Raw genomic sequence first — 19,790 nt, forward strand, 5'->3', positions numbered from 1 at the left:
TCAGAAGATATAGTCGGTGGTCAGGAAGCTCGAGTTTCGTCCGCTGATGATCTCGCTGATGAGCTCTTTACTGCTTTCCTGGAACTTGGTCGCCACCAGGGTCCGGATCGAAAACACTCGCAGCGCATCGTGCACCGATAACGTGCCCTCGGCGGAGTTCTTACGACCGTTGAACGGGTAGGTGTCCGGGCCGCGCTGGCACTGGGCGTTGAGGTTAATGCGGCCAACCTGGTTGGCGAAAGTGTCCACCAGCCTGCCGACCGCCACCGGGTTGGTGCCGAAGATGCTCAGTTGCTGGCCGAAGTCCGATTCCAGGACGTAATCGATCACGGTGTCCAGATGACGGTACGGCACGATCGGCACGACCGGGCCGAACTGTTCTTCCTGGTAGACGCGCATCTGCGGCGTCACCGGGTACAACACGGCCGGGTAGAAGAACGATGCGCGGGCTTCACCGCCATTGGGGTTGATCACGGCTGCGCCTTTGCTGACCGCGTCCGCTACCAGCGAATGCAGATAATCGACTTTGCTCGACTCCGGTAGCGGCGTCAGCGCCACGCCGCTGTCCCATGGCATGCCAGGTTTCAGGGAGGCGAGTTTGGCGTTGAATTTCTCGATGAACGCTTCGACCACGTCTTCGTGGACGAAGAGGATTTTCAGTGCGGTGCAGCGCTGACCGTTGAACGACAGGGAGCCGGTGACGGCTTCGCTGACCGCGTTGTCCAGATCCACCTCTGGCAGGACGATGCCGGGGTTCTTCGCATCCAGGCCCAGCGCCGCGCGCAAGCGGTGAGGTCTTGGATGGAGTTTTTTCAGGTCGCTGGCGGCCTTGTTGGTGCCGATAAACGCAAAGATATCGATCTTGCCACTTGCCATCAGCGCGCTGACAGTCTCGCGGCCGCTGCCGTAAATGACGTTGATTACCCCGGCCGGGAAGCTGTCGCGAAAGGCTTCCAGCAGCGGGCGAATCAACAGCACCCCAAGCTTGGCCGGCTTGAACACCACGGTGTTGCCCATGATCAGCGCCGGAATCAGCGTGGTGAAGGTTTCGTTCAGCGGGTAGTTGTAAGGCCCCATGCACAACGCCACACCCAGCGGAACGCGGCGGATCTGGCCGAGGGTGTCTTGTTCCAGTTCGAAACGGCTGGAGCGGCGGTCGAGTTCCTTGAGGGCGTTGATGGTGTCGACGATGTAGTCGCAGGTGCGGTCGAACTCTTTTTCCGAGTCCTTGAGGTTCTTGCCGATCTCCCACATCAGCAACTTGACCACTGCCTCGCGCTGCTGACGCATGCGCCCGAGGAAGGTTTCGACATGCTGGATGCGCTCGGCCACGCGCATGGTTGGCCACAGGCCCTGGCCGCGGTCGTAGGCGCGGACGGCCGCGTCCAGAGCGGTCAGTGCAGTGTCGGCATCGAGCAGCGGCGTGCTGCCGAGGATCACTTGTTCATCGCCATTCGCGCCACTCAGGTACACCGGGCTGCGGACCTGGGCGAGGGACCCGGACCAGGTTCTCAGTTCGCCATCGACCAGGTATTCGCGCTGTTCGGTCTGGCCGTTGAGGCGGTATTTTTCCGGGATGCTGTCGGCGGTGGGAAACAGGTTGCCAAGGATCGGTGCTGTGGTCATGTCGCTACCCCGTGTGGATTGGGTGATGCACTGATGAATCGTTTTAGCAGACCTTGGCCTCGCTTGTCATGACTCATCGACTCATCACATGGTTACAGCAATGTGTGCTGCTTTCGCCGGGCTTTCAAGCGCTGGAGCCTGCGCGCGTTTTGTAATGAAACTCCCCGTAGCAGCTGCCGAGCCCGCGAGGCTGCGTTCGGCGGCGATCTTTTGCCCTGAAAACACACAAGTAACGATCCCCCGGTTAAACTTCACGCTCTTTCTAAAGGAGTTCATATGAGTTATTACCAGCCGGGCATTCTCGCCACCCCCGTTCCGCCTCAAGCTCGTCATATGTTCTTCGCACTTGAATCCGCCGAGGCACTGCCGGCTGCGCTGGATAACCTGATGCGCCTGGTGGACGGTAAATCGGCGGTGGTCGGTTTCGGTGAATCCCTGGTCAAGGCGCTGCACGCGCAGATCGACGGGTTGCGCGCCTTTCCTGCGCTGGTCGGTGTCGGCGTCGACAACCCGTCGACCCAACACGCGCTCTGGTGCTGGCTGCACGGTGTTGACCGTGGCGAATTGCTCAATCGCAGCCACGCGATCGAAGCCGCATTGGCACCGGCCCTGCGCCTGGTGCAGATGAACGAAACCTTCCGCCACATGAATGGCCATGACCTGACCGGTTATGAAGATGGCACCGAAAACCCTCACGACGAAGCCGCTGTAGCGGCTGCGTTGCTGGGTGAGGGCGCTGAGGGGCTGGTCGGTGGCAGCTTCGCCGCGATCCAGCAGTGGCAGCATGACCTGAAGGGCTTTCACGCGATGGCGTCCCATGAGCAGGACAACATCATGGGGCGGCGCCTGAGCGACAACGAAGAACTCGACGACGCGCCGATCTCCGCCCACGTCAAACGTACCGCCCAGGAAAGCTTCGCACCTGAAGCCTTCGTGGTCCGTCGCTCGATGCCGTGGATCGAAGGCGATCGCGCCGGCCTGATGTTCCTGGCTTTCGGTTTTTCCCTCGATGCGTTCGAAGCCCAACTGCGGCGCATGAGCGGTCTGGAAGATGGCATCACCGACGGTTTGTATCGCATCAGCCGACCGATCACTGGCGGCTACTACTGGTGCCCACCGCTCAAGGACGGTCGCCTCGACCTGCGCGCACTGCGCATCGGCTAAACCTGCGGGAGTGACTATGAACGTGGTGCGCTGGGGCATGATTGGGTGTGGCAGTGTGGCCGAGCGCAAGAGTGGACCGGCCTTCTACAAGGTGCCCGGCTCGGCGCTGGTGGCTGTGATGGGGCGGCGTCTGGAGGCGGTGACCGATTACGCCGCGCGCCACGGCATTGCCCGGGTCTACACCGACGCTAGAGCGCTGATCAATGATCCCGAGGTGGACGCGGTGTACATCGCCACCCCACCCGACAGCCATTACGCCTACAGCCTGCAAGTGGCGGCCGCCGGCAAACATTGCTGCGTCGAAAAACCAATGTCGCTGAATGCCGGGCAAAGCCGTGAAATGCAAAAGGCCTTTGCCGATGCGGGACTGCACCTGTTCGTTGCCTATTACCGACGTTCGTTGCCGCGCTTCCAGCAAGTGCGGCAATGGCTTGCCCAGGGGCGGATCGGCGACGTTCGGCACCTGACCTGGACGCTGACCAAAGCGCCTTCACCGAGTGATCTTGGCGGCACAGACAACTGGCGCACCGACCCGGCGATTGCCGGTGGCGGTTACTTCGCCGACCTCGCCAGCCATGGCTTCGACCTGTTCCAGTACCTGTTGGGCGATATCGTCGAGGTCGCTGGTTTCACCGCGCACCAGTCTGGCCTCTACGCCGCCGAAGACGCCGTCAGCGCCAGTTGGCGCTTTGCATCCGGGGCGTTGGGCATGGGCTGCTGGAATTTCGTGGCGGACCGTCGCGAGGATCGGGTGGAGGTGATCGGCAGCCAAGGCCGGATCAGCTTTTCGGTGTTCGACGAACACCCGGTGCAGCTTGAAGCCGATGAACACCTCAGTCTTTACATCGAGCATCACGAACACGTCCAGTGGCACCACGTGTTGGGCATGAACGCCCACATCCGTGGCGAAGCGCAACACCCGGCGGTGGCCGAACAGGCGTTGAAAACCGATTGGGTGATGGACCAGATCCTCAAGCGCGGCTGAAAGAAAAGATCGCAGCCTTCGGTAGCTCCTGCTGGTGGGGGCGCATAACCGTGTAGGAGCTGGCGCAGCCTGCGATCTTTTGATCTCGGGGGCGTGATTTCCCTTCTCTCAACAGCAAAGATCACAGCCTTCGGCAGCTCCTGCGCTGACTGGCGGTCCTTGTCAGGTAAAACTCAAAAGAGTACAAATGTACTCCATGACGACTTTAACTCCCCGCCGTACCGCTATCCTGACCTTCATCCGCGATCGAATCGCCGAACATGGTCAGCCCCCGAGCCTCGCTGAAATCAGCGAGGCCTTTGGTTTCGCCTCCCGTAGCGTGGCGCGCAAGCACGTGCTGGCGCTGACCGAAGCCGGTTTCATCGAGGTCAACCCGCATCAGGCGCGCGGTATCCGCTTATTGAACCAGCCGCCGCGGCCCGAGCTGCTGGATGTTCCGGTGCTCGGCCGCGTGGCGGCTGGTGCGCCAATTGGTGCCGATGCCGAGGTCCACAGCCGTTTGCTGCTCGATCCGTCGATCTTCTCGCGGGTACCGGATTACATGCTGCGGGTTCAGGGCGACTCGATGATCGAGGACGGCATTCTCGACGGCGACCTGGTGGGCGTGCGGCGCAACCCCGAGGCGCTCAACGGGCAGATCGTCGTGGCGCGGCTCGACGGTGAAGTCACCATCAAGCGTTTCGAGCGGGTTGGCGATTCTGTTCGCCTGTTACCACGCAATCCGGCTTACCAGCCGATCATTGTTCGAGCCGATCAGGACCTGGCCATCGAAGGCGTGTTCTGCGGCCTGGTGAGGCAAGGGTGATGGGCGCCGTCGTTGCGCTGGATACGCTGTTCAATGGTGGCCAGGTCTGGAAGGGCCGACCTGCGCCACCGGCCGTCAGCCCGCAACCCACGGGGCATGCGGCGCTGGATGCGGCATTGCCGAGCGGTGGCTGGCCGGAAGCGGCGCTGAGCGAAATCCTCCTGGCCGGGCAGGGCGTGGGTGAGTTGCAACTGGTGTGGCCGGCGCTGGCGCGGCTGTCGGCGGCAGGTGAGCGCATCGTGCTGGTGGCGCCGCCTTACGTGCCGTATCCCCAGGCCTGGCAGAACGCCGGGGTCGATCTGCGCCAGCTGTCGATCATCCAGGCCAGTGAGCGCGATGCGCTATGGGCGGCGGAACAATGCCTGCGTTCGGGCAGTTGCGGGGCGGTGCTGTGCTGGCCGCACAAGGCCGACGATCGGGCGTTACGACGTTTGCAGGTGGCGGCGGAAACCGGGCAGACCCTGGCGTTCGCCTATCGCCCGCTCAGTGAGGCCATCAACCCGTCGCCAGCGGCCTTGCGTATTGCCATTGACGCCAAACCTGCTCAGTTGCGGGTGCTCAAGTGCCGGGGCGGGTTGGCCCGTTCGGCGCCGATTGCCTTTGCTGTGGGGCATTGAGGTTGCCATGCGCTGGGTTTGCATTCTCTTCCCACAATTGGCGCTGGACGCGGTACTGCGTCAGCGCCCCGACCCCGATGAGCCGTTGGCGCTGCTGACCGGCCCGGCCCAGCGTCGGGTGTTGCAAGCGGTCAACGGTTCGGCGCGGGCGCTGGGCTTGCGGCCCGGTCAGTCGATGACCGCCGCCCAGGCCTTGAGCAAAGGGTTCGTCACCGCCGAATACGATGCCGCCGAGATCGAACACTGGCAGCAGTTCCTGGCCGCCTGGGCCTATCGGTTCAGTTCCCAGGTCAGCGTGCATTACCCGCGAGCCGTGGTGTTTGAAATCGAATCCAGCCTGGGCTTGTTCGGGCCCTGGCCGCAGTTCGAGGCGCGGTTGCGCGCCGAGCTCGCTGAGCTGGGGTTTCGTCACCGGATTGTCGCTGCGCCCAACCCGGTGGCGGCGCGAGTGCTGGCCAACGTTTATGACGGTCTGGTGGTGCCGGACGATGAAGCCTTGCAGCACCACCTCGGGCAGTTGCCCGTCGACCGGGTCGCTCTGGAGCCAGGCGTTGCCACGGCATTGTCGCGCATGGGGCTGCGCACGTTGAGTCAGGTGCAGGCGCTGCCCCGGCATAGTCTGGCCCGGCGTTTCGAGGCGCAGGTGCTCAAGCATCTGGACAGCCTGTTCGGTGAACGGCGGCTGGCGCTGGCGTTTTATCTGCCGCCGGACCGGTTCGATGTACGCATCGAGCTCAACTTCGATGTGCAGTCTCATCAGGCGTTGCTGTTTCCATTGCGCAGGCTGACCGGCGATCTGTCGGCGTTCCTCTGTGGTCGAGACAGCGGTGTGCAGCGTTTTGACCTGCACCTTGAACACGCAGGGTTGCCGGACACGCTGATCAAGGTCGGCCTGCTCAGCGCCGAGCGCGATCCGGCGATGCTGTTCGAACTGGCCAGAGGAAGGCTGGAGCAGGTTCAGGTCGAGGCCCCGGTGCGCGGTTTTCGTCTGCGGGCCGAAGATCTACCGGCCTTCGTCCCTCAGTGCCAGGAGCTGTTCGACGATCGTCCGCAGCAGTCCTTGCCCTGGGAGCAACTGCGCGAACGCTTGCGCGCACGGCTGGGGGATGACGCGGTGCAGGGCTTGCGGTTCCAGGCCGATCACCGGCCGGAGTGCGCGTGGCAGGCCACTGTCGACAGCCAGGGCTGTGGGGTACTGCCGGCCGTGCAACGTCCGGGCTGGTTGCTGATTGAACCGCAAGCGATACACGAAGGCTCGACGCGCATCCTCATGGGGCCGGAGCGCATTGAGTCGGGCTGGTGGGACGGCGACGACGTACGCCGCGATTACTACCTGATCGAAACCCGTACCGGTCAGCAGGGCTGGGCCTATCGGGCGGTGGGTGAAAACGGTCCGTTGTGGCTGCAAGGCTGGTTCGCATGAGTGTCGACTATGCCGAACTGCACTGCCTGTCGAACTTCAGTTTCCAGCGCGGTGCTTCCAGTGCGCTTGAGCTTTTTCAACGGGCGAAAAAGCAGGGCTATCGAGCGCTGGCGATCACCGACGAGTGCACCCTGGCGGGTATCGTCCGCGCCTGGCAGGCGGCCAAGGCCGTGGAGTTGCCGCTGATCATCGGCAGCGAAATGCGCATCGAAGATGGCCCGAAACTGGTGCTGCTGGTGGAAAACCTCGAGGGTTACCAAACCCTGTGCCGACTGATTACCCGCGCCAGGCGCCGCACGCAGAAAGGCCAGTATCAGGTGCTGCGGGAGGATTTCGGCGAGCCGTTGCCGGGGCTGTTGGTGTTGTGGGCGCCAGATACAGTCGATGACTTTGCGCAGGGCCACTGGCTGAAACAGACCTTCGCCGAGCGCCTGTGGCTGAGTGTTCAGTTACATCGCGGGCAGGACGACACCCGGCGACTGGCGGCGCTGCTGACCCTGGCGCGGGAACTGCGAATCCCGGCGGTGGCCAGCGGCGATGTGCACATGCACGCCCGTGGCCGACGCGCCTTGCAGGACACCATGACCGCGATCCGCCATCACGTACCGGTGGCCGAGGCCGGGTTGCGTCTGCACCCCAATGGCGAACGGCATTTGCGCAGCCTCGACGCCTTGCGCGATCTCTATCCCCAGGCACTGCTTGACGAGACGCTGATCATCGCCCGGCGCTGCACCTTCGACCTCGGTCAGTTGCGTTATCAATATCCCCGGGAACTGGTGCCCGACGGTCATACGGCCACGTCCTGGCTGCGGGTTTTGGCAGAAAAGGGTATTCGGTGGCGCTGGGAAAAAAGCCCCAAGGCCGAGGTGTTGGCGCAGATCGACAAGGAACTGGAGCTGATTGCCGAGCTGGGGTACGAAAGCTACTTCCTGACGGTTCACGACATTGTGAATTTCGCCCGCAAGCAACACATTCTCTGTCAGGGGCGAGGTTCTGCCGCCAACTCGGCGGTGTGCTACGTGTTGGGGATCACGGAGATCGATCCGGAGCGGAGCACGCTGCTGTTCGAGCGTTTTCTCTCCAAAGAGCGCAACGAACCGCCGGACATCGACGTGGATTTCGAGCATGAGCGCCGCGAAGAAGTCCTGCAGTACGTGTTTCAGCGCTATGGCCGGGCCCGTGCGGCGCTGACGGCGGTGGTCAGCACTTACCATGGTGCCGGCGCAGTGCGCGATGTGGCCAAGGCACTGGGTTTACCGCCGGATCAGGTCAACGCCCTGGCCGATTGTTGCGGCCACTGGAGTGATCAGGCGCCGCCCGTCGAGCGCTTGCGTGAAGGTGGTTTCGATCCCGACAGCCCGGTGTTGCGCCGGGTGCTGAGCCTGACGGGGCAGTTGATCGGTTTCCCCCGGCACCTGTCCCAGCACCCTGGCGGTTTCGTGATTTCCGAGCAGCCTCTGGACAGCCTGGTGCCGGTGGAAAACGCCGCCATGGCCGAGCGCACCATCATCCAGTGGGACAAGGACGATCTGGATGCGGTCGGGTTGCTCAAGGTCGATATTCTGGCGCTGGGCATGCTCAGCGCGATTCGCCGTTGTTTCGATCTGCTGCGTCGGCACCGTGGCCGTGACCTGAGCCTGGCGACGGTGCCGGCCGAAGACCCGCAAACCTACGAGATGATTGGCCATGCGGACACCATCGGGGTGTTCCAGATCGAGTCCCGGGCACAGATGTCGATGCTGCCGAGGCTCAAGCCCAAGAACTTCTACGATCTGGTGATCGAGGTGGCGATCGTTCGTCCGGGGCCGATTCAGGGCGGGATGGTGCATCCCTATCTGCGGCGGCGTAAGGGCGAGGAAGAGGTGAAATACCCGTCGAAAGAACTTGAAGCGGTGCTGAAACGTACGTTGGGCGTGCCGCTGTTCCAGGAACAGGTGATGCAGATTGCGATTGTTGCCGCCGACTACAGCCCCGGCGAGGCCGATCAATTACGCCGCTCCATGGCCGCGTGGAAACGCCATGGCGGACTGGAACCGCACAAGGAGCGTCTGGCCGACGGAATGAAAAAAAACGGCTACACGGCTGAGTTCGCCGCGCAGATCTTCGAGCAGATCAAAGGCTTCGGCGATTACGGTTTTCCCGAATCCCACGCCGCCAGTTTCGCCTTGTTGACCTACGCCAGTTGCTGGTTGAAATGCCACGAGCCGGCGGCCTTCGCCTGTGCGTTGATCAATAGCTGGCCCATGGGTTTCTACAGCCCCGACCAGATTCTCCAGGACGCTCGCCGCCATCATTTGCAGATTCGCCCGGTGGACGTGCGGGCCAGCGACTGGGATTGCAGCCTGGAACCGATCACCGGCGCGCAGCCGGCCATTCGCATGGGGTTGCGGATGATCAAGGGCTTTCGCGAGGACGATGCCCGGCGTATTGAGGTCGCACGGTCGAAAGGGGCGTTTGCCGACATCGCCGACCTTGGCGAACGGGCACGACTCGATGCCCGGGCCCAGGAGCAACTGGGCGATGCCGGTGCACTGCGCGGGCTGGCCGGTGACCGGCATCGGGCGCGCTGGGAAGTGGCAGGGGTACAGAAACAACTCGGTTTGTTTGCCGGTTTGCCGAGTCAGGAAGAGCCGGCGGTGTCTCTGCCCAAACCCACCGTGGGCGAGGACCTGCAAGCCGATTACGCCAGCGTCGGCACCACCCTCGGTCCGCATCCGCTGGCGTTGCTGCGGGGTGAACTCAAGGCCCGGCGCTGTCGCAGTTCCAGGGAATTGCTGGCGGTCGAGCACGGGCGTCCTGTCAGCGTCGCCGGGCTGGTCACCGGTCGGCAGCGTCCGGGGACCGCCAGCGGCGTGACCTTCGTGACCCTTGAAGACGAGTTTGGCAACGTCAACGTGGTGGTCTGGCGCGACTTGGCCGAACGGCAACGGCAGGTACTGGTCGGCTCGCAATTGCTCAAGGTCGATGGGCGCTGGGAAAAGGAAGGCGAGGTGCGGCACCTGATTGCCGGGCGCTTGAGCGATCTGAGTTCATTGCTTGATGGCATCCATGTGCGCAGCCGGGATTTCCGCTGAATCTGCGCTACTGACCGAATATGCGCGTAGGCGCTGCCGAAGCAGTGTCGGTCACCCGATTGCAGGCGTACCAGTACGCGACTGCTATCGGCAGGGCATCTGGCGGGCTTGTTGTACGGGCCACTTAGAGGCCACGCGAGAATCAGCTATACCTCTATGAAACCATTGGCGTTGGCAGTGCTCGAAACAAGCGGGCACGCACCGTCTCCTCACGCCGTTGCACTGCCTGAAGACATGTCATTCACAGGACATAGGCCAGTCGATGCAGTTTCTAGACAATAGTCACGGATGTACTGGCTGGAGCGGCGAAATGGCCGGACGCATTCGCGCGTTCGACTGGAGCCTGACTGAGCTGGGGCCCATCGAGACCTGGCCCGGGAGCCTGTGCAGCGCGGTGCAGTTATTGCTCGCCTCACCGCTGCCGATGGTGATGCTGTGGGGCCGACCCGGTTACATGATCTATAACGATGCCTACTCGAGGTTTGCCGGTGGGCGCCATCCTTACCTGCTGGGTTCCCCGGTGGAATTGGGTTGGCCAGAGGTCGCCGAATTCAATCGGCATGTGGTGGATATCTGCCTTGCGGGCGGGACCTTGTCCTATCACAACAAAGCCTTGGTGCTGTTGCGTGACGGTGTCCCCGAAGACGTCTGGATGGATCTTTATTACAGTCCCGTCGCCAATGATGACGGGCACCCTGCCGGGGTCATGGCGATGGTGGTCGACACCACTGACCATGTGATTTCCGAACGCCGGCGTCAAGAAGCCGAAAACGCTTACCGCGCCGACAACGAAAAGGTTCGCCTGGCCCTCAATGCCGGGGCTTTGCTCGGCTCGTTCGTCTGGGACATCAAGGCCGATGTATTGTCTGGCGACGAACGCTTCGCCCGCACATTTTCCTACCCGCCTGATCAGGACCTGGCCAACCTGCCACCCCTCATCGCCGAAATGCAGATTCATCCCGACGACCGCAGTTGGGTTCAGGAGCGGATCAATCAGTCAGTGGAAACCGGCATCCCCTATAACGCCGAATATCGGGTTCTGCGTCCCGATGGCAGTTACCTGTGGGTGCTCGCCAGCGGGTGTTGCGAATTCAACGAGCAAGGTGAAGCATTCCGCTTTCCGGGGGTGTTGATCGACATCCACGAGCGCAAGATCGCCGAAGAATCGTTACTCAAATTCACCCGCAACCTGGAGCAGCGAGTCGCCGACGAAGTCGAAGCGCGACTGGCGGCCGAAGAGCAGTTGCGTCAGTCGCAAAAACTTGAAGCCATCGGCGGTCTCACTGGCGGCGTGGCCCATGACTTCAACAACCTGTTACAGGTGATCGCCGGTAACCTGCACTTGCTGGCGCGTCACGAGCCGGACAACGCCAACGTGCAACGGCGGGTCAGTGCCTCGATTGCCGCGGTCGAGCGCGGTGCCAAACTGTCTTCACAGCTGCTCGCTTTTGCCCGTCGTCAGCCCCTGTCGCCAGCCGTCTGCGATCCACGGCAGATTTTTGAAGGGCTGGGGGAATTGTTGCAGCGGGCGCTGGGGGAGACCATTCAGATCAATGTGACCCTTTCACCGAATCCCTGGCATATCTATGTCGACGGCAATCAACTGGAAAACGCCATTCTCAACCTTGCGATCAACGCGCGAGACGCCATGAGTGGCGAGGGGACCATTGCCCTGAGCGCCGAGAACATTGCCCTCGACCGCAAGTTTTGCGCAGGCAAGGGCATCGCCGCCGGCGACTATGTTTGCGTTGCGGTGGCTGACACGGGCGTTGGCATGTCGCCTCAAGTGCTCGCACAGGCCTTTGAACCTTTTTTTACCACCAAGGCCGATGGTCAGGGCACTGGCCTGGGGTTGAGTATGGTGTTCGGTTTCGTCAAACAGAGTGGCGGGCACATCGAGATTTCCAGCGGCGTCGGACAAGGCACTCGGGTGCAGCTGTATTTTCCTCGCAGCTTGCGTCCGTTGCTCGATGAAACAACGCGCCATGATCCGCAGCACCGGGGCGGGCACGAAACCATTCTGGTGGTCGAGGACAACGAAGCGGTGCGCGGCTCGGCGGTGGATTTGTTGCGTGAAGAGGGCTATCAGGTCCTGACCGCGGCTAACGGTGATCTGGCGATGCAGATGTTGCTCGATGGCGTGACGGTGGACCTGATCTTCACCGATGTGGTCATGCCCGGCTTGATCAAAAGTTCGGATCTGGCCGCCTGGGCCAAGGTGCAGGATCCTCCGGTGGCGGTGCTGTTTACCTCCGGCCACACCCGGGACATTATTTCGCGCAATCACCAACTCAGCCCCGACACTTATTTGCTGAGCAAACCATATGGCCCTGAGGCGCTATTGAGCATGATCCGCAGCGTGCTGAGTGGTTGATTCTGGATTTTCATTGTCTGTGCAATTCATGTGGGAGCAGGTGGCGGCAAAAGCTGTGCCCATGCCGGTGCTCAAGGCTACGGCAAGGGTGAGGTGACGCAGGTTGAATCCGTCCATTGGTCATTCTCCGCACAGGTTTGGATGGGCGATTCGGATGATCGTCACTCAATGGAGATTGGCGCTCGGGCAAAGGTTTTATTGCTTTTGCGACAGGGCGACGAACGGACACCGCTGGTCTGATAGGCGGTCGACAGAACACGGTAAGCAAGGCCATTCTGATAGCTGGTGAGCGCAGCCGATCGCGCTTGCTACCGATTAACCAACGGAGGTGTTCCATGCCGGTGACTCATGATCTGTATCAGGATCTGAAACTTTCAAAGGAAGAGATCCAGCAAAAACGCACCAAGGATCCGTTACTGGATTCACTGATCAACAAGTATTCGCAGGCAGACGCGGAGGTGTTGAAGGCCGAGTCCGCACAATCAGATGCGCCCAGCGATGAGGCACTGAAGAAACTCAAAGAGAAGCGCTTGCAGGTGAAAGACAAGATCGTCCAACAACTTCACTCATCGTCCTGATGTGCCATGTCGAGCCACCGACGACCGGTGACTGAAAAATTGGAACGGGGATCAATACCGGCACCTCGAACGATCAGAGTCCGACGTTACGGCTCCACGCGAGGTGCCCCATGCCCCATTCAGCCTTTCCCCATAAAGAAAAGTACCCCAGCGAAGAACAGGGCGGCTACGACCCGATCCCGACCCATCCTGAACCCCTGAGTCCGGGACGCACTACCGTCAACCCGGAGGAAGAGCCGGGCATCGATGAACTGCCGGATAATGAAGATATAAGGCCTCTGGAGCAGGACGACGTCACTGACATCGACCCGCAGCGAGTGCGCGAAAAGACAGACAATGCGGTACGCGAGGGTGAGATGGATCCGCGTTGATTCAAGATCAAAAGATCGCATGCCTATTTCAATTTCAATGCCGTACTCAACGGCAACCGCGCCATGTGCCGCGCTTTCAGCGACCCCAGATACAACCAGTCCCCATACTCGCGTACCGTGGTAATGGGTGAATAATTGCCGCTGCTGGCGTCCTGCAGATTGGCTATCACTTTGCCGTCGAGGTTCAGGCCCAGGGCGAAGGCGCGTTTCTCCACCGGTATCGGCAGAACTGTCATTGCCCGCACGATCATCTTGCGCAGCAGAGGGTAGGGCGCCAAGGTGTCAAGCAGTGCATTGCGCGGTGAATACAGCGCCACCCAGAAACGGTCGCGGCCATTGAATGCCAGGTTGTCCGGCAGCCCCGGCAAATTGTCGATGAACAGATCGTGGGTTCCGGCTTTCGGCCCGGTCAGCCAATAGCGGCTGATGCGATAGGCGCCGGTTTCGTTGACCAGCACAAACGCATCGTCAGGCCCCAGGGTCACACCGTTGGCGAATTCCAGTTTCTCCAGCAGGACCGTCGTCTTGCCAGTCTGGAAGTCATAACGCAGCAAACGGCCGTCGCCGCCGTGCTCGATGATCGCCTCGCCATCCTTGCCGTAACCCCAACGGCTCGAAGCATCGCTGAAATAGGCGTAATGCCCGGGCTTGTCGATGGCCACGTCGTTGGTAAAACCGAAGGGCACACCGTTGGCTGTGGTGGTCAATGGAATCAACCGGCCCTGAGCATCGAGCGACAGCAAACCCTTGATGCCGTCAGCGATCACCAGCAAACCATTGGGATGCCGCGCAAGGCCTAATGGCCTGCCACCGGTATCAGTCAGCACCTGGGTGGTTTTGCCATCCAGGCTGGTGCGAATCAATCGGCCGTCATGCAGGCCGGTGATGAGGACGTCGTTCTCCAGCAGCAACGCCTCCGGGCCGTCGATGTCAGCGGCACCGACACGTTCCACGCCTTTGAGTCGCTGATTGTCGGCGTAGATGCCATCGGCGAGGGAGGGCGCCAGTGGCGGAGTCCAGGCGACCGGCTGAACCTTGGTCGGCAATAACAGCAGCAAGGCGCTAATCACGATGATCAGCAGCAACAAGTGCCGAAACTTGAGAGGGCTTTTCATGCACTGACTCCTGCCGGGGCCAGATGTTTTTGTGCCATCTCGCGTAACGCCAGCATCGACTCCGCCGATTCGCGCTCGATGCGCCGCTTGAGCAACAGACGATTGGTTATGCGCATCCCCAAGCCGCTGAAGTGGTATTCCAGGGTGCGGACAAACCGCGTGCCGTCGCCCTCAACCTCACACTCGTAAGTCACACGACGTACACGCCGAAGTTGAAAAACAACAGGGTCAGCGGCACCGCCAGCCATTCCAGCGGTTGCACCGGATGCACCGTGCTCCAGAACCCGCCGATGGCCAGCACCCCGAACAGCAACACAAAGGCGCCGTGCAACCAAGGGTTGTAGAGCGGATGAATGTCGGCACGGTAGCGCGCGGAACGCTTCGGTGGTCTGCCTCACTGGGTTCACCTGTGATTATTGTTATAACCAGCAGATTAGCCGATCCCGCCGCGCAGGCGCGCCGAACCTTGAGGACACAAGCGCCATGCTCCAGTGCAAGGCGCCCGTATGGCGTCAGGTCAACGGGTTCCAGCGCTGGGACCAGTCGTCGTCCGTCTTGATCACTTCACGCAGCAGGTCGAATGCTCGTTGCAGGGTCGCCGAGTCGCGGTCCCGGGAGTAAACCAGATAGGTCGGGTAGCTGAACTCCGGGGCTTTTGGCACTGGCTCCAGCACGCCGCTTTCCAGGTAACTCTGGACCACTCGAGTGCGGAAATAACCGCTGCCGCCGTTTTCCAGGATGTATTGCAAGGCCAGCGGTCCGAGGTTGAAGCTCAGGGCTGCCTTGGCTTTTTCCGGCAGGGCGGCATCGTGCTGGCGACGGAAGTCCGGGCCCCAGTCGATATACACGTAAGGGTCGGGCCGTCCGGTCAGGCGTACCAGGATGAGCTTTTCTTCCAGCACCTGCTCGACTTGCAGGCCTGGCCAGTACTCGGGCTGATAGACCAGCGCCGCATCCAGCACCCCCAGCTCCAGTTGACGCAGGAGGTTTTCGCCGTCGCGGATTTCCATGCGCAAGGCGTGGCTGGGAATCTTCTCGCGCAGCTCGCCCGCCCAACTGAGCATCAACGGGTTGCACAGACTGACCTCGCCACCGATGTGCAGCACGTCGCGGTAGCCCTCGGGCAGTGGCAAGTCCCGGCGTGCCGCTTCCCAGGTTTGCACCAGTTGATTGGCGTAAACCACAAAGGCCTCACCGTTCGGTGTCAGGCGCGCACCGGCGCGGTTGCGCACGAATAGTGTGCAGCCCAACTGACTTTCGAGTTTCTGCACGCGGGCGGTGATCGCGGTCTGGGTGACGTGCAGCTTTTCGGCCGCCGCGGCCAGGCTGCCGTGGCGGACGATTTCCAGAAAGGTGCGGGCGAGGTCGATGTCCATGGGCAGGCCGATGTGGGAGGTGCGGGCATTGTAAGAGCAGCATTTGTCTTCCGATACCGCGTTATCGTTCTTCGCGAGCAAGCCCGTTCCCACATTCGACCTGTGGCGTGAAAAATATCTTTACCCACCACCCAACCCATGTAGGAGCGGGCTTGCTCGCGAAGAGGCCCTGTCAGGCACCGCAAATCAATCGGCCAATTCAACATCCCGAACAATCGCCCAATCGGCTACCAACCGCTGTGGCGTGCCACACGCCTTGCGCTTGAACACAAAGCTACGGCACTTCTCGGCGAACTGTTTGCGGTTTTGCACCATGTCCTGATGCATTTCTTCCAGCTCGGCATTGCGGCAGTGCTGCATCAATTGAGTATCGAGTTGGCTTTTGCGCTCACGCACCGCCCGGTACGCCGGATCACTCAACGCACCGTTGGCCCGTTGCAATAACCACAGACCAAACTCGTCCGGGCAGCGCGGGCCGATTTCCTGGACCATGCCCAGTTGCAAGGCCTGGGTGGCGCTGATCGGCAGACAGTCTTCGGTGAGTTTTTCCGCCATCACCTGGCCAACGGCGCGGGGCAGGCTGTAGGTCCAGTATTCGGAACCGTACAGGCCCATGGATTTGTAATGGGGGTTGAGCACGATGTCGGACCGGGCGAAGACGATATCGGCAGTCAGCGCCAGCATCACGCCGCCGGCCCCGGCATTGCCGGTCAGGCCGCTGACCACCAATTGCCGGGCGCTGAGCAGTTCCTGGCAGACGTCGTCGATCGCCTGAATGTTGGCCCAGGCTTCCAGCCCCGGAACCGCTGCGGCCTGGATCACGTTGAGGTGCACGCCGTTGGAGAAACTGCCGCGTCCACCCTTGATCAGTAGCACTTGGGTGTCCCGGGACTTGGCCCAGCGCAGGGCCTCCACCAGTCGCTGGCATTGTTCGGTGCTCATGGCTCCGTTGTAAAACTCGAAGGTCAGCTCGCCGACATGGCCTGATTCACGATAGCGGATCGGTTGATAGCTTTCGTTGTTGAAGGGCTCAGAGGCGATCGACCAATCAAGGGTCGGCACCTGCGCAAGCTGTTCGGCGAGTACATGCCGGGCCGGACGTTTGAAGGTTTCTTCGCCGGGCCGGGGTTTGCATCGCAGCGAACCGATCCACAGGCTGTGATCACCGGTCGCCACCAGCACCGCATCGTCGTGCACCGCGAGAATCTCCCCCGGCATGCCGCTGCGCGAATCCAGATGAGCGTCATACAGGTAGTACTGACCGCCGGCCAGGCTCGCCAATACGCCGGGCTGGCCGTCGGCGGCGTCGATGCAGCGTTTGATGAAACGTGAGCTGTCGTGCCAGCTGAAGATCCGATCGGCTTGCTTCATGTTCGGCTGCAAGCGGCCAATCACATGGCGCTGGCTGTAATCCAGGGGCACCGGAGCGAGTCCGTCGATGAATTTCTCCACGACTTCGCGGATACAGGCGATCGCCGCGTCACTGACGCGCCCGTTGTACAACTCGGATTTGCGCAGGTCTTGGGGCAGGTTGAATTCACAGGTGGCCCAGACCGGTCCGGCGTCCATTTCCTCCACCGCTTGCAACGCGGTCACGCCCCAGCGGCCGAGTTCACGGCTGATCGCCCAGTCCAGCGCACTGGCGCCACGGTCGCCGACGATGCCTGGATGAATGATCACCACGGGACGCTGGAGGTTGCTCCACAGTTGCTGCGGGACCCGATCCTTGAGAAATGGGCAGATCACCAGGTCGGCACCGGAGTGTTCGATCTGCTCGCACACCGCGTCTGCATCGGTGAACAGCACCACGCTGGGCGAGTGACCGGCCTGACGCAAGTCCAGCCAGGCCCGCTGGGTCAGACCGTTGAACGCCGATGCCAGCAGAATGATCTTCAATGACCGCATGATTGACTCTTCCTTGAGAATAATAGGCCGCAGGCTCCCAATGAGCCGTCCGTGGCCTTCGATGGAAGCGCGATAGTAGAGAGTGTGCGGTGGCGAACAAGTGATCGAGATCAAGCTTGTGTCAGTGAGTGTTCCGGGACAGAAGGGACAATGCATGTTTAATGTGGGAACGGGCTTGCTCGCGAAGGCTGCCTGACATTCAACAAAGATGTTGAATGTCAGGCAGCCTTCGCGAGCAAGCCCGCACACACATTGGATGGATGGTGTTTGGCGATATTTCGTTCAGAACGCGAAACAGGAACAGCCAAACGCTCCCCAGAACCCTTGAAAGTCACTGACCGGCGCTGACGACAACCGCGCCCGCTCATGGCTGTGGGCATGCACCGCGCAAGCGCCCACGCACTGGTGCGCTTGCGCGGTCAGTGGCGCCAGGGGTTTCCAGTGCCCCGGTACATTCACCACCGGCGACCACTCAGGCACCACCGGGATTGGCGGTGGCCCCAGTTTTTCGAACTCGACGCTACCATAGACAATCTTGCCGTCGACAATGGTCAGCACCGACTCGATCCACTTGATGGCTTCATCTTCGATGTGAAAGTAGTCCGCCGACAGCGCAATCAGGTCCGCCAGTTGCCCGACCTTGATCTGGCCTTTCTTGCCTTGTTCGGAAGAAAACCAGGCGCTGCCGTGGGTGAAGAGTTCCAGCGCCGTATCGCGGCTCAAGCCTTGCGGGTAGAGCGCCAGCCCGCCGACGGTACGGCCGCTGACCAGCCAGTACAGCGACGTCCAGGGGTTGTAGCTGGAGACGCGCGTGGCGTCAGTACCGGCGCCCACCGGCACACCCTCGGCGAGCATGCGCGCGATGGGTGGTGTCGCTTCGGCCGCCTTCGCGCCGTAACGGTCGACGAAGTATTCGCCCTGGAACGCCATGCGGTCCTGAATGGCGATGCCGCCGCCCAGGGCCTTGACCCGTTCGATGTTCCGGGGAGTGATGGTTTCGGCGTGATCGAAGAACCATGGCAAACCGTCGAACGGAATATCCCGATTGACCTTCTCGAACACGTCGAGCATGCGGCTGATGGATTCGTTGTAGGTCGCGTGCAGGCGGAAGGGCCAGCGCTGCTCCACCAGATGCCGCACCACCGGCTCCAGCTCCTGCTCCATGGTTTGCGGCAGCTCGGGGCGTGGCTCGAGGAAGTCTTCGAAATCCGCTGCCGAGAACACCAGCATTTCCCCGGCACCGTTGTGCCGCAGGAAGTCATCGCCCTGGCCGTAATGGGAGGTGTTGGTCCAGTGTTTGAAATCGCTCAGTTCTTCCTTGGGTTTCTGGGTGAACAGGTTGTAGGCAATGCGCACCGTGAGCTGTTGGTCTTTGGCCAGTTGCTGGATGACTTGATAATCGTCGGGGTAATTCTGATAACCGCCGCCGGCATCGATGGCGCTGGTGACGCCCAGTCGATTGAGCTCGCGCATGAACTGGCGGGTCGAGTTGACCTGATATTCCAGTGGCAGCTTCGGCCCCTTGGCCAGGGTCGAGTAGAGGATCATCGCGTTGGGCCGGGCGATCAGCATGCCGGTCGGATCGCCGTTGGCATCGCGCTGGATCTCGCCACCCGGCGGGTTCGGCGTGTCGCGGGTATAACCGACGACTTTCAGCGCCGCGCGATTGAGCAGGGCGCGGTCGTAGAGGTGCAGGACGAACACCGGGGTGTCTGGCGCGGCCTTGTTCAATTCTTCAATCGTCGGCAAGCGCTTCTCGGCAAACTGGAACTCGTTCCAGCCACCGACCACCCGCACCCATTGCGGGGTGGGTGTGCGATCGGCCTGATCCTTGAGCATGCGCAAGGCATCGGCCAGGGAAGGCACGCCTTCCCAGCGCAGTTCGAGGTTGTAGTTCAGGCCGCCACGAATCAGGTGCAGGTGCGAGTCGTTGAGGCCGGGAATCACCGTGCGCCCATGCAGGTCAATGATTTGCGTGCCGGGGCCTTGCAGGGCCATGGCCTGGGCATCGCTGCCGACCACCACGAAGCGCCCATCCTTGATCGCGACGGCACTGGCCTGGGGTTTCTTGCGGTCGACGGTGTGCAGGCGTCCGTTGTACAGAATCAGGTCGGCGGGGGTGTCGGGCATGGTTTTGCTCCCTGCGGTTAGCGGACTGATCCAGGCACCGATGGCGCCTGCCGAAAGACCTTGCAGTACACGGCGGCGACTGAAGTCGTTGTGCTCGTCAGGTGGACTCATGGCAGTGTTCTCCGCTCAGTTCTTCACAAAAGAAGCAGGGGTTGAACAGCCGATGTCTGACGCATGCGGCCAGCAAGGAATATAGACCGCAAATCCGCTAGCGGCCTGTTTTAAGTGCCTGACAGATCGGTTAGAT

General features: G+C 61.5%; 15 protein-coding genes and 2 pseudogenes. 9 read left to right on the top strand and 8 right to left on the bottom strand.

Annotated elements, in window-relative coordinates; all coding sequences use genetic code 11:
* A complete protein-coding gene (locus tag LOY38_RS12230; RefSeq protein ID WP_258700228.1) occupies positions 1–1,626 on the bottom strand; it encodes an NADP-dependent glyceraldehyde-3-phosphate dehydrogenase in 1,626 nt (541 codons plus the stop codon).
* Positions 1,627–1,902: 276 nt separating this feature from the next.
* Between LOY38_RS12230 and LOY38_RS12235 the strand changes: the two genes are divergently transcribed.
* The 7 genes from LOY38_RS12235 to LOY38_RS12265 all read left to right on the top strand — a co-directional run bounded on the left by LOY38_RS12235 (position 1,903) and on the right by LOY38_RS12265 (position 12,068).
* Positions 1,903–2,790: a Dyp-type peroxidase gene (locus tag LOY38_RS12235; RefSeq protein WP_258700229.1), complete on the top strand. Its 888-nt coding sequence runs from the start codon at positions 1,903–1,905 to the stop codon at positions 2,788–2,790.
* A gap of 16 nt (positions 2,791–2,806) precedes the next feature.
* Complete coding sequence (locus LOY38_RS12240; protein ID WP_258700230.1) at positions 2,807–3,775, top strand: Gfo/Idh/MocA family protein; 969 nt, start codon at positions 2,807–2,809, stop codon at positions 3,773–3,775.
* Between the two features lie 187 nt (positions 3,776–3,962).
* On the top strand, positions 3,963–4,580 hold the full coding sequence (lexA, locus tag LOY38_RS12245; RefSeq protein ID WP_258700231.1) for a transcriptional repressor LexA: 618 nt from the start codon (positions 3,963–3,965) through the stop codon (positions 4,578–4,580).
* On the top strand, positions 4,580–5,197 hold the full coding sequence (gene imuA / locus LOY38_RS12250) for a translesion DNA synthesis-associated protein ImuA (RefSeq protein WP_258700232.1): 618 nt from the start codon (positions 4,580–4,582) through the stop codon (positions 5,195–5,197). The genes lexA and imuA overlap by 1 nt, the downstream gene beginning before the upstream one ends.
* 7 nt (positions 5,198–5,204) lie before the next feature.
* Positions 5,205–6,620 carry a DNA polymerase Y family protein gene (locus tag LOY38_RS12255; RefSeq protein WP_258700233.1) on the top strand — a complete coding sequence of 472 codons (1,416 nt, stop codon included), beginning with the start codon at positions 5,205–5,207 and terminating at the stop codon, positions 6,618–6,620.
* Entirely contained in the window at positions 6,596–9,694 is a 3,099-nt protein-coding gene (locus LOY38_RS12260; protein WP_408980607.1) for an error-prone DNA polymerase, read from the top strand. Before LOY38_RS12255 ends, LOY38_RS12260 begins: the two co-directional genes overlap by 25 nt.
* Positions 9,695–9,956: 262 nt before the next feature.
* Positions 9,957–12,068 carry a PAS domain-containing sensor histidine kinase gene (locus LOY38_RS12265; RefSeq protein WP_258700235.1) on the top strand — a complete coding sequence of 704 codons (2,112 nt, stop codon included), beginning with the start codon at positions 9,957–9,959 and terminating at the stop codon, positions 12,066–12,068.
* Positions 12,069–12,107: 39 nt separating this feature from the next.
* On the opposite strand, the pseudogene LOY38_RS12270 reads toward LOY38_RS12265, so the two are convergent.
* A pseudogene (locus LOY38_RS12270) lies at positions 12,108–12,185 on the bottom strand (DUF305 domain-containing protein); the annotation flags it as partial.
* A gap of 218 nt (positions 12,186–12,403) precedes the next feature.
* Between LOY38_RS12270 and LOY38_RS12275 the strand changes: the two are divergent.
* Complete coding sequence (locus LOY38_RS12275; RefSeq protein ID WP_258700236.1) at positions 12,404–12,646, top strand: DUF465 domain-containing protein; 243 nt, start codon at positions 12,404–12,406, stop codon at positions 12,644–12,646.
* A gap of 110 nt (positions 12,647–12,756) precedes the next feature.
* A complete protein-coding gene (locus tag LOY38_RS12280) occupies positions 12,757–13,017 on the top strand; it encodes a hypothetical protein (protein WP_258700237.1) in 261 nt (86 codons plus the stop codon).
* Between the two features lie 23 nt (positions 13,018–13,040).
* Here the strand turns inward: LOY38_RS12280 and LOY38_RS12285 are convergent, their stop codons facing one another.
* The 6 genes and pseudogenes from LOY38_RS12285 to LOY38_RS12305 form a co-directional block, all read right to left on the bottom strand.
* Complete coding sequence (locus LOY38_RS12285) at positions 13,041–14,132, bottom strand: SMP-30/gluconolactonase/LRE family protein (protein WP_258700238.1); 1,092 nt, start codon at positions 14,130–14,132, stop codon at positions 13,041–13,043.
* Positions 14,129–14,326 (bottom strand): SRPBCC family protein, encoded by a 198-nt coding sequence (locus tag LOY38_RS30310; protein ID WP_408980609.1) that lies wholly within the window; start codon positions 14,324–14,326, stop codon positions 14,129–14,131. The genes LOY38_RS12285 and LOY38_RS30310 overlap by 4 nt, the downstream gene beginning before the upstream one ends.
* A pseudogene (locus LOY38_RS30315) lies at positions 14,326–14,530 on the bottom strand (SRPBCC family protein); the annotation flags it as partial. The gene LOY38_RS30310 and the pseudogene LOY38_RS30315, both read right to left, overlap by 1 nt.
* A gap of 114 nt (positions 14,531–14,644) precedes the next feature.
* Positions 14,645–15,508, bottom strand: a complete 864-nt coding sequence (locus tag LOY38_RS12295; protein ID WP_258700713.1) for a LysR family transcriptional regulator — start codon at positions 15,506–15,508, stop codon at positions 14,645–14,647.
* Positions 15,509–15,694: 186 nt separating this feature from the next.
* Entirely contained in the window at positions 15,695–17,413 is a 1,719-nt protein-coding gene (locus tag LOY38_RS12300; protein WP_258700239.1) for a hydrogenase maturation protein, read from the bottom strand.
* A 282-nt stretch (positions 17,414–17,695) separates the two neighbouring features.
* Positions 17,696–19,543 carry an amidohydrolase gene (locus LOY38_RS12305; protein ID WP_258700714.1) on the bottom strand — a complete coding sequence of 616 codons (1,848 nt, stop codon included), beginning with the start codon at positions 19,541–19,543 and terminating at the stop codon, positions 17,696–17,698.
* Between the last annotated feature and the right edge of the window lie 247 nt (positions 19,544–19,790).

The sequence above is a fragment of the Pseudomonas sp. B21-015 genome, assembly GCF_024749285.1.
GTDB lineage: Bacteria > Pseudomonadota > Gammaproteobacteria > Pseudomonadales > Pseudomonadaceae > Aquipseudomonas.

Excerpts from the sequence above, each read along its gene's own strand:
- lexA (WP_258700231.1), top strand. The coding sequence starts at position 3,963 with ATGTACTCCATGACGACTTTAACTCCCCGCCGTACCGCTATCCTGACC.
- LOY38_RS12295 (WP_258700713.1), bottom strand. The coding sequence starts at position 15,508 with ATGGACATCGACCTCGCCCGCACCTTTCTGGAAATCGTCCGCCACGGC.
- LOY38_RS12305 (WP_258700714.1), bottom strand. The coding sequence starts at position 19,543 with ATGCCCGACACCCCCGCCGACCTGATTCTGTACAACGGACGCCTGCAC.
- LOY38_RS12275 (WP_258700236.1), top strand. The coding sequence starts at position 12,404 with ATGCCGGTGACTCATGATCTGTATCAGGATCTGAAACTTTCAAAGGAA.
- LOY38_RS12285 (WP_258700238.1), bottom strand. The coding sequence starts at position 14,132 with ATGAAAAGCCCTCTCAAGTTTCGGCACTTGTTGCTGCTGATCATCGTG.
- LOY38_RS12265 (WP_258700235.1), top strand. The coding sequence starts at position 9,957 with ATGCAGTTTCTAGACAATAGTCACGGATGTACTGGCTGGAGCGGCGAA.
- LOY38_RS12280 (WP_258700237.1), top strand. The coding sequence starts at position 12,757 with ATGCCCCATTCAGCCTTTCCCCATAAAGAAAAGTACCCCAGCGAAGAA.
- imuA (WP_258700232.1), top strand. The coding sequence starts at position 4,580 with ATGGGCGCCGTCGTTGCGCTGGATACGCTGTTCAATGGTGGCCAGGTC.
- LOY38_RS12255 (WP_258700233.1), top strand. The coding sequence starts at position 5,205 with ATGCGCTGGGTTTGCATTCTCTTCCCACAATTGGCGCTGGACGCGGTA.
- LOY38_RS12230 (WP_258700228.1), bottom strand. The coding sequence starts at position 1,626 with ATGACCACAGCACCGATCCTTGGCAACCTGTTTCCCACCGCCGACAGC.
- LOY38_RS12240 (WP_258700230.1), top strand. The coding sequence starts at position 2,807 with ATGAACGTGGTGCGCTGGGGCATGATTGGGTGTGGCAGTGTGGCCGAG.
- LOY38_RS12300 (WP_258700239.1), bottom strand. The coding sequence starts at position 17,413 with ATGCGGTCATTGAAGATCATTCTGCTGGCATCGGCGTTCAACGGTCTG.
- LOY38_RS12235 (WP_258700229.1), top strand. The coding sequence starts at position 1,903 with ATGAGTTATTACCAGCCGGGCATTCTCGCCACCCCCGTTCCGCCTCAA.